General features: G+C 70.6%; 7 protein-coding genes. 3 read left to right on the top strand and 4 right to left on the bottom strand.

The genetic code is table 11. From position 1 onward, the window contains the following. Positions 1–25 precede the first annotated feature (25 nt). The gene (locus tag AC07RV_RS44915; protein ID WP_296788800.1) at positions 26–1,015 is read right to left on the bottom strand and encodes a pyridoxamine 5'-phosphate oxidase family protein; all 990 of its coding nucleotides are present in this window, start codon (positions 1,013–1,015) and stop codon (positions 26–28) included. 40 nt (positions 1,016–1,055) lie between these two features. Continuing rightward, positions 1,056–1,703, bottom strand: coding sequence for a glutathione S-transferase family protein (locus tag AC07RV_RS44920; RefSeq protein ID WP_296788797.1), 648 nt, complete (start codon positions 1,701–1,703; stop codon positions 1,056–1,058). 120 nt (positions 1,704–1,823) lie between these two features. Between AC07RV_RS44920 and AC07RV_RS44925 the strand changes: the two genes are divergently transcribed. Next, a complete protein-coding gene (locus AC07RV_RS44925; RefSeq protein ID WP_093354140.1) occupies positions 1,824–2,714 on the top strand; it encodes a LysR family transcriptional regulator in 891 nt (296 codons plus the stop codon). Positions 2,715–2,723: 9 nt separating this feature from the next. Here the strand turns inward: AC07RV_RS44925 and AC07RV_RS44930 are convergent, their stop codons facing one another. Then, positions 2,724–3,398 (bottom strand): hypothetical protein, encoded by a 675-nt coding sequence (locus tag AC07RV_RS44930; RefSeq protein WP_296788794.1) that lies wholly within the window; start codon positions 3,396–3,398, stop codon positions 2,724–2,726. After that, complete coding sequence (locus AC07RV_RS44935; RefSeq protein WP_296788791.1) at positions 3,395–4,270, bottom strand: hypothetical protein; 876 nt, start codon at positions 4,268–4,270, stop codon at positions 3,395–3,397. The genes AC07RV_RS44930 and AC07RV_RS44935 overlap by 4 nt, the downstream gene beginning before the upstream one ends. A gap of 244 nt (positions 4,271–4,514) precedes the next feature. On the opposite strand from AC07RV_RS44935, the gene AC07RV_RS44940 reads away from it, so the two are divergent. Beyond that, entirely contained in the window at positions 4,515–5,489 is a 975-nt protein-coding gene (locus AC07RV_RS44940; RefSeq protein ID WP_093354132.1) for an ATP-binding cassette domain-containing protein, read from the top strand. Positions 5,490–5,544: 55 nt separating this feature from the next. After that, positions 5,545–6,390 (top strand): ABC transporter permease, encoded by an 846-nt coding sequence (locus tag AC07RV_RS44945; protein WP_296788787.1) that lies wholly within the window; start codon positions 5,545–5,547, stop codon positions 6,388–6,390. Positions 6,391–6,502 lie beyond the last annotated feature (112 nt).

The following is a 6,502-nucleotide window of genomic DNA, read 5'->3' on the forward strand; positions in this document are numbered from 1 at the left end:
AGCGTCGCGCGAGGCTTCGACAAGCTCAGCCCGAACGGTGGGAGGACTCCGCCCACTGCCCCATGCGCTCCAGGAACGGCGACAGCTGCGCCGCGCCCCAGCGCAGCGGCAGCGCGCCGGGCCGGCGCAGCACCTGCTGCACGCGCAGCCGCAGCAGCCGCTCGGCGCCCTCGAAGGACGCGAGCTCGGGTCCGTCGATCACGATCTCGGCCGTGGCCGCGACATGCAGCATCTCGCCGCTGTCGAAGTCGACGAACAACAGGCCCGCGCGCGGATAGGCCAGCAGGTTGCCGAAGGTGTTGAAGAAGCGGTTGCCCGTGAAGTCGGGCACCGTCAGCACGCCGCCGCCGATGTCGTCCACGCGCACGAAGCCGGGCCGGCCGCCGCGGTGCGAGACGTCGACGCCGCGCGCGCTGGCATCGACCTCGTCGCCCTCGATGGCCGCGCTCGCGGGATGGGCGCTGGCGATGAACAGCGTGTCGGCGCGCCGGATCAGCGCGCGCGCCGCGTCGTCGAGGCCATCGAGCCATTGCGCCGCCGCGGGCGCCGAGGCCGGCGGCTGGTAGGCGGGTTCGCGCGCCTGGATGTACTTCGGGCAGTTGCCGAAGCTCTGCTGCACCTCGAGCGTGAAGCCCGCCGCGTCGAGCGCCTCGACCGTGCCGTTCATGCGGTTGCGCCGCCGCGTGTGCGGCTGGATGCCGAGCAGCCCGAGCGTCGCGCCGTCGCGCAGCGAGGCCGCGAGCGGATCGCCGGCATCGGGCAGCGCATCGATGCGCAGGTGCGTCGGGTCGGGCGAATGCGCGAAGCCGGCCGGCGCGGCCAGCATGCTGGCCCAGGGCTGGCCCTGCGCGTCGATGCTGCCGGTGACCAGGAAGGGCAGCAGCGCGAAGAAGTCGCGGTGCTGGTCGGGCATGAAGTCGCGGATCACGCGCGAGCCGGCCGCGGCCATGACCTCGCGCGAGCCGGCCTGCAGCTGCATCGCGCGTTCGCCGGCGTGGAAGGGAACATCGATCATGGCGGACCTCCGCGAGTTTCTTCGGTGAGGGTGGACGCGATCAGGCGGCCAGCGCAACGGGCGAGCGCACCATCGGCACGAAGCCCGGCAGCGCCTCGACGCGCGCGAGCCATTGCCGCACGTGGGGATAGGGATCGAGCGACACGCCGCCCTCGGGCGCATGGGCCACGTAGGCGTAGTTCGCGATGTCGGCCAGCGTGGCCGACTCGCCCACCAGGAAGAGCCGGGCCGCGAGGTGCTGCTCCATCACCTCGAACAGCGCATGGGCGCGCTTGCGCACCTCGCTCGGATCGTCGGGCCGGCCGAACAGCGCGAACACGCGCGCGGCCGCCGGCCCGAAGGCGAGCTGGCCCGCGGCCACCGAGAACCAGCGCTGCACCTGCGCCGCGCCGAAGGCGTCGCGCGGCATCCAGCGGCCGGGATCGGGCGCATAGCGCTCGTTGAGGTAGACCAGGATCGCATTCGAATCGGCGAGCGTGAGTTCGCCGTCCTCGATCACCGGCACCTGGCCGAAGGCATTGCGCGCGAGGAACTCGGGCGTGCGGTTGGCGCGGGTGCGCATGTCGATCTCGATCGCCTCGAAGGGCAGGCCCAGCAACGACAGGAACAGGCGCACGCGGTGCACGTGGCCCGAGATCGGCGTGCCGTAGAGCTTGATGAACTGGGCCGGTTGGCGGGAAGCGGTCATGGTCGGAATCCTCGAAGTGGTGGCGTCGGAATGGATTCTTCTCTCTTGCGTCGATCGAAGGAATACACGTCATCGGATTTGACTGCTGCGTTTTTCGGATGAATCCGATCTAATCGCCCGATGGATCGCTTCAAGGCCATGCAGACCTTCGTGCAGATTGCCGACCAGGGCAGCCTGACCCGCGCCGCCGAGGCGCTCGGCACCTCGCTGCCCGCGGTGGTGCGCGCGCTCGCCGCGCTCGAGGCGCACCTGGGCGTGCGGCTGTTCCACCGCACCACGCGGCGGCTGTCGCTGACCGAGGAAGGCAGCCACTACCTGCCCGCCGCGCGCGAGGTGCTGCTGGCGGCCGACGCCGCCGACCTCGCGCTGCAGGCCGAGGCGCGCGAGCCCGAGGGCCGGCTCACGATCACCGCGCCGGTGCTGTTCGGCCACATGTACGTGGCGCCCGCGATCACGCGCTTCATGCAGCGCCACGAACGCGTGCGCTGCAGCGTGCTGCTGTACGACCGCACGGTGAACCTGCTCGAGGAAGGCATCGACGTGGGCATCCGCATCGGCAGCCTGGAAGACTCCTCGCTGGTCGCGCAGACGCTCGGCAGCATCCGCCGCGTGGTGGCCGTGAGCCCCGCCTACCTGAAGCGCCACGGCACGCCGCGCCATCCGCGCGACCTGGCCGGCGCGCCCGCGGTGCGCGGCCGGCTCGATGCGCCCGCGCAATGGAGCTTCCACGAAGGCAGCCGCACGATCCATGTCGCGACCGTCACGCGGCTCGAGTTCAACCACCTCGCGCCGGCCGTCGAGGCCTGCGCCGCGGGCATGGGCTTCGGCACCTTCTTCTCCTACCAGGTGCTGCCGCTGGTGGCGCAGGGCCGGCTCGCGCTGGTGCTCGAGGACTTCGAGCCGCCGCCGCGGCCGGTCAGCGTGATCTATCCGAACGCGCGGCTGCTGCCGGCGCGCACGCGCGCCTTCATCGACTGGATGAAGGACGAGTTCACCGGGCTGCGGATGTAGCTCGGGGGTTCAGGGCGCCTCGGGCGGCAGCGGCCGGCCGTCGCACAGCCGCTCGGCGTCGTTGACCATGCCGCGCACCGCTTCCTCGAGGCCGAGGTTCAGCACCGTCATGAACTCGCCGTTGGCGCTGGCCCAGTTGGCGCGCGTGCCCATGCCGTGGTACTGGCGCGAGACGGTGGCGCCGCCCGGCAGCCGGTAGTCGACCTTGATCGCCACGTGCGACACCAGGTTGAGGTCGACCGACCAGGCATGCGCGAGCCGCAGCGAAACCTCGGCGCCGAGCTGGCGGCGCGCCAGGCCCGCGGCCGGCGGCGCGGCCGCGAGCGCGTCGAAGCCGTAGCGGCGCGTGGCCAGCAGCGCGTCGCGCACCCAGGGCACGGCATCGCCGCCGCGCAGCGACTCCACGCGGCGCGGCGTGGCATGCACCGTCGGCAGCATGCGCGTGAGGTTGCCCATGTGGCTCTTGTTGCGGCGGATGTCGTCGACGCGCGCGAGGAACAAGGTGCAGCGCTGCGCGATGCGGAACGCCAGCACCGGCGCCTCGTCGGGCCGCTGCCCGGGTTCGGGCGAGGACTCGAAGACCATGCTCAGCGGCTCGTTCTCGTCGACCGCGTGCGCCAACGGCGTCAGCGCGCCGGCCAGCAGCACGAGCACGGCAGCGTGATGAAAGCGAAGGCGCGTCATGGCACGGTGCTCCGGATCGAATACAGCGCCTTGTCCTCGTCGCGGAACAGCACGCGCGGCGGACCGGCCTGCGTGTCCTCGATGCCCTGGCCGCCGATCACGACCCAGGTGCCGTTGACGTTGAAGCGCCCGGTCTTCACCGGCCCCGAGCGCGCGCCCGCGATGTCGAGCGCGAACAGGCGCATCGTCTGCATCACCGAGTCGCGCATCACGGCGCGCAGCGCCTGCCCATCGTTGGCGACCAGCCGCCGCACCACCGTGGGCCGCGTGCCGCCGCCGATCGGCGACTGGTAGATCGCGCCCGCGCGGTAGACCGGCTCGCTGCCGCCGTCCTGCCACAGCAGCGCGGTGGTGCGCGTGGTGAAGGCGCCGAGCCCCGGTTCGAGCGCGTACTGCAGCAGCAGCACGAGGTAGGCGGGCCCGTTGCGCGTGGCCGCGATGCGCGCCTCGTGCTGCGCCTTGGGCGGCATCGCGGGCAGCACCTGCGCCGAGGCGATGCGCAGCGGCGGATAGAGGCCGGTGGCGCCGATCTCGCCGAGCGCGATGCCGGCCTCGGTGCGGTAGTCGTAGTCGAGCAGCGGCCCGACCGTGGCGCCGACCTCGGCGCTCATCTCCTTCTGCCGCGCCTGCTGCACCGAGGAGTCGATCAGCGCGCCGATCATGCCGCCGCCGAGCGCCGCGGCCGCGCCGGGCGGCTGGGCCGAGAACATGAAGCTCTCCTGCGCGACCACCACGCGCACGTCGACCTCGGGCAGCTTCGCGCGCTCCGCCGCGCCGATCGAACGATGGAAGGGCGCGCAGGCCGCGAGCAGCGCGCTGCACAGCACGAGCAGCAGCACTCGCCAGGGCCGCGACGCGGTCGCTGCCGTCATCGGCCGCGGACCCGGAAGAAGAAGGAAGTGCACGGCCTGTGGCTTGTCTGCATGGAAGGTCGGACGAAAGGATGCGTGGGGGGGACTGCGGCCAGGGCCGGCGAAGCCGCGATTGTGTCTCGCTCGCGCGCGCCATGGGCTCGCGGTGAACCCTGGTCCCCCGACGGACGGCGCCGCGCGCGGGCCTGCGTCAGAATCGTCGCGTTCCGCGGTCCTCCCTGTCTTCCTCTTTCTGGTCCCGCCCGTGTACTCCTCCTCCCAAGCTGCCTCCCCTCCCTCGCCGGCCGCCGCGCCCGCCGCGCCGCTCTTTCGCGTGGCGAACCTGCGCAAGCGCTACGGCGACACCACGGTGGTCGACGATCTCTCGTTCGACATCGCGCCCGGCGAGTGCCTGGGCGTGATCGGCCCGAACGGCGCCGGCAAGACCACCACCATCCGCATGTGCCTGGGCCTCACGGCGCCCGACGGCGGCAGCATCGAGGCGCTGGGCCTGCAGATGCCGCGCGACGCGCTCGCGATCAAGGCGCAGCTCGGCGTGGTGTCGCAGTTCGACACCCTCGACCCCGACTTCAGCTGCGCCGAGAACCTCGTGGTCTACGGCCGCTACTTCGGCTTCGCGAAGAAGCAGGTGCGCGAGCGCGTGCCGCAGCTGCTCGAGTTCGCGGCGCTCTCGCACAAGGCCGATGCCAAGCCCGGCGAGCTCTCGGGCGGCATGCGGCGCCGGCTCTCGCTGGCGCGCGCGCTGGTCAACGACCCCAAGCTGCTGCTGCTCGACGAACCCACCACCGGCCTCGACCCGCAGGCGCGCCACCTGATGTGGGAGCGCCTGCAGGTGCTGCTGCAGCAGGGCAAGTCGATCCTGCTGACCACCCACTTCATGGACGAGGCCGAGCGCCTGTGCTCGCGCCTCTTGGTGCTCGACCACGGCCGCAAGATCGCCGAGGGCCGCCCGCGCGACCTGATCGCCGAGCACCTCGAGCCCGACGTGGTCGAGGTCTACGGCAACGGCGCGCTCGCGCTGGCGAACGTCGACGCACTGCGCGCCCTGGCCGCGCGCGTCGAGGTCAGCGGCGAGACGGTGTTCTTCTACACGCAGGACGCGCGCCGCCTGCTCGAGGCGCTGTCGCAGCACCCGGGCCTGCGCACCTTCCACCGGCCCGCGAATCTCGAGGACCTGTTCCTCAAGCTCACGGGGCGGCAGATTCGCGAGGACGGCTGACGCCTGTGATGCGCCACGCCACGAGAACATCAGAGACACCCACCGATCGCATCGCATGACCACCCCGACCCTCGCCACCGAGCCCTCCTCCTCTTCTTCGCCACCCTCGCCTTCCGCGTGGCGCCCACCGCAGCTGTCGATGCGCTGGTGGCCCGTGTTCCTGCGCAACCTGCTGGTGTGGCGCAAGCTCGCGATCCCGAGCCTGATCGGCAACATCGCCGAGCCGCTGATCTGGCTCGTGGCCTTCGGCTACGGCATGGGGGCGCTGGTGGGGCAGGTGAGCGTGGGCGAGACGAAGGTGCCCTACATCCTGTTCCTCGCGAGCGGTTCGATCTGCATGAGCGCGATGAACGCGGCCTCGTTCGAGGCGCTCTATTCGGCCTTCTCGCGCATGCACGTGCAGAAGACCTGGGACGGGATCATGAACGCGCCGGTGGGGCTCGACGACATCGTGCTGGCGGAGATGCTGTGGGCGGCGTTCAAGTCGATCTTCACGGTGACGGCGATCCTGTTCGTGATGCTGGGGCTGGGGATCAGCCACAGTCCGAAGCTGTTCGTGGCCTGGCTGGTGTTGGCGGGGGCGGGGGTCACGTTTTCTTCGATCGCGCTGATCTTCAATGCGATGGCGAAGGGGTATGACTTCTTCACGTACTACTTCACCTTGTTCATGACGCCGATGATGTTCTTGAGTGGGGTGTTCTTTCCGCTTGAGCAACTGCCTGGGGCTGTGCAGGTGGTGGCGGGGTGGTTGCCGTTGGCTAATGCTGTGGCGTTGGTTCGGCCTTTGTTCATGGATCAGTGGCCTGTGGGGTGGGGGCGGCATGCTTGTGTGCTGGTTGTGTATGCGGGGGTGGCGTTTTGGGTGGCGTTGGCTTTGACTCGGAATCGGTTCAGGGCTTGATGTTTTTTTAGGGCGCGCTTTTTGTTGAGGCCGTAGGCCGGGTCTCGCCCCGGCGGGCGACCTACTTTCTTTTGCTTCGCCAAAAGAAAGTAGGCAAAGAAAAGGCGACCCC

It is taken from the genome of Variovorax sp. GW821-FHT09B01, assembly GCF_059418345.1.

Excerpts from the sequence above, each read along its gene's own strand:
- AC07RV_RS44930 (WP_296788794.1), bottom strand. The coding sequence starts at position 3,398 with ATGACGCGCCTTCGCTTTCATCACGCTGCCGTGCTCGTGCTGCTGGCC.
- AC07RV_RS44935 (WP_296788791.1), bottom strand. The coding sequence starts at position 4,270 with ATGACGGCAGCGACCGCGTCGCGGCCCTGGCGAGTGCTGCTGCTCGTG.
- AC07RV_RS44915 (WP_296788800.1), bottom strand. The coding sequence starts at position 1,015 with ATGATCGATGTTCCCTTCCACGCCGGCGAACGCGCGATGCAGCTGCAG.
- AC07RV_RS44920 (WP_296788797.1), bottom strand. The coding sequence starts at position 1,703 with ATGACCGCTTCCCGCCAACCGGCCCAGTTCATCAAGCTCTACGGCACG.
- AC07RV_RS44945 (WP_296788787.1), top strand. The coding sequence starts at position 5,545 with ATGACCACCCCGACCCTCGCCACCGAGCCCTCCTCCTCTTCTTCGCCA.
- AC07RV_RS44925 (WP_093354140.1), top strand. The coding sequence starts at position 1,824 with ATGGATCGCTTCAAGGCCATGCAGACCTTCGTGCAGATTGCCGACCAG.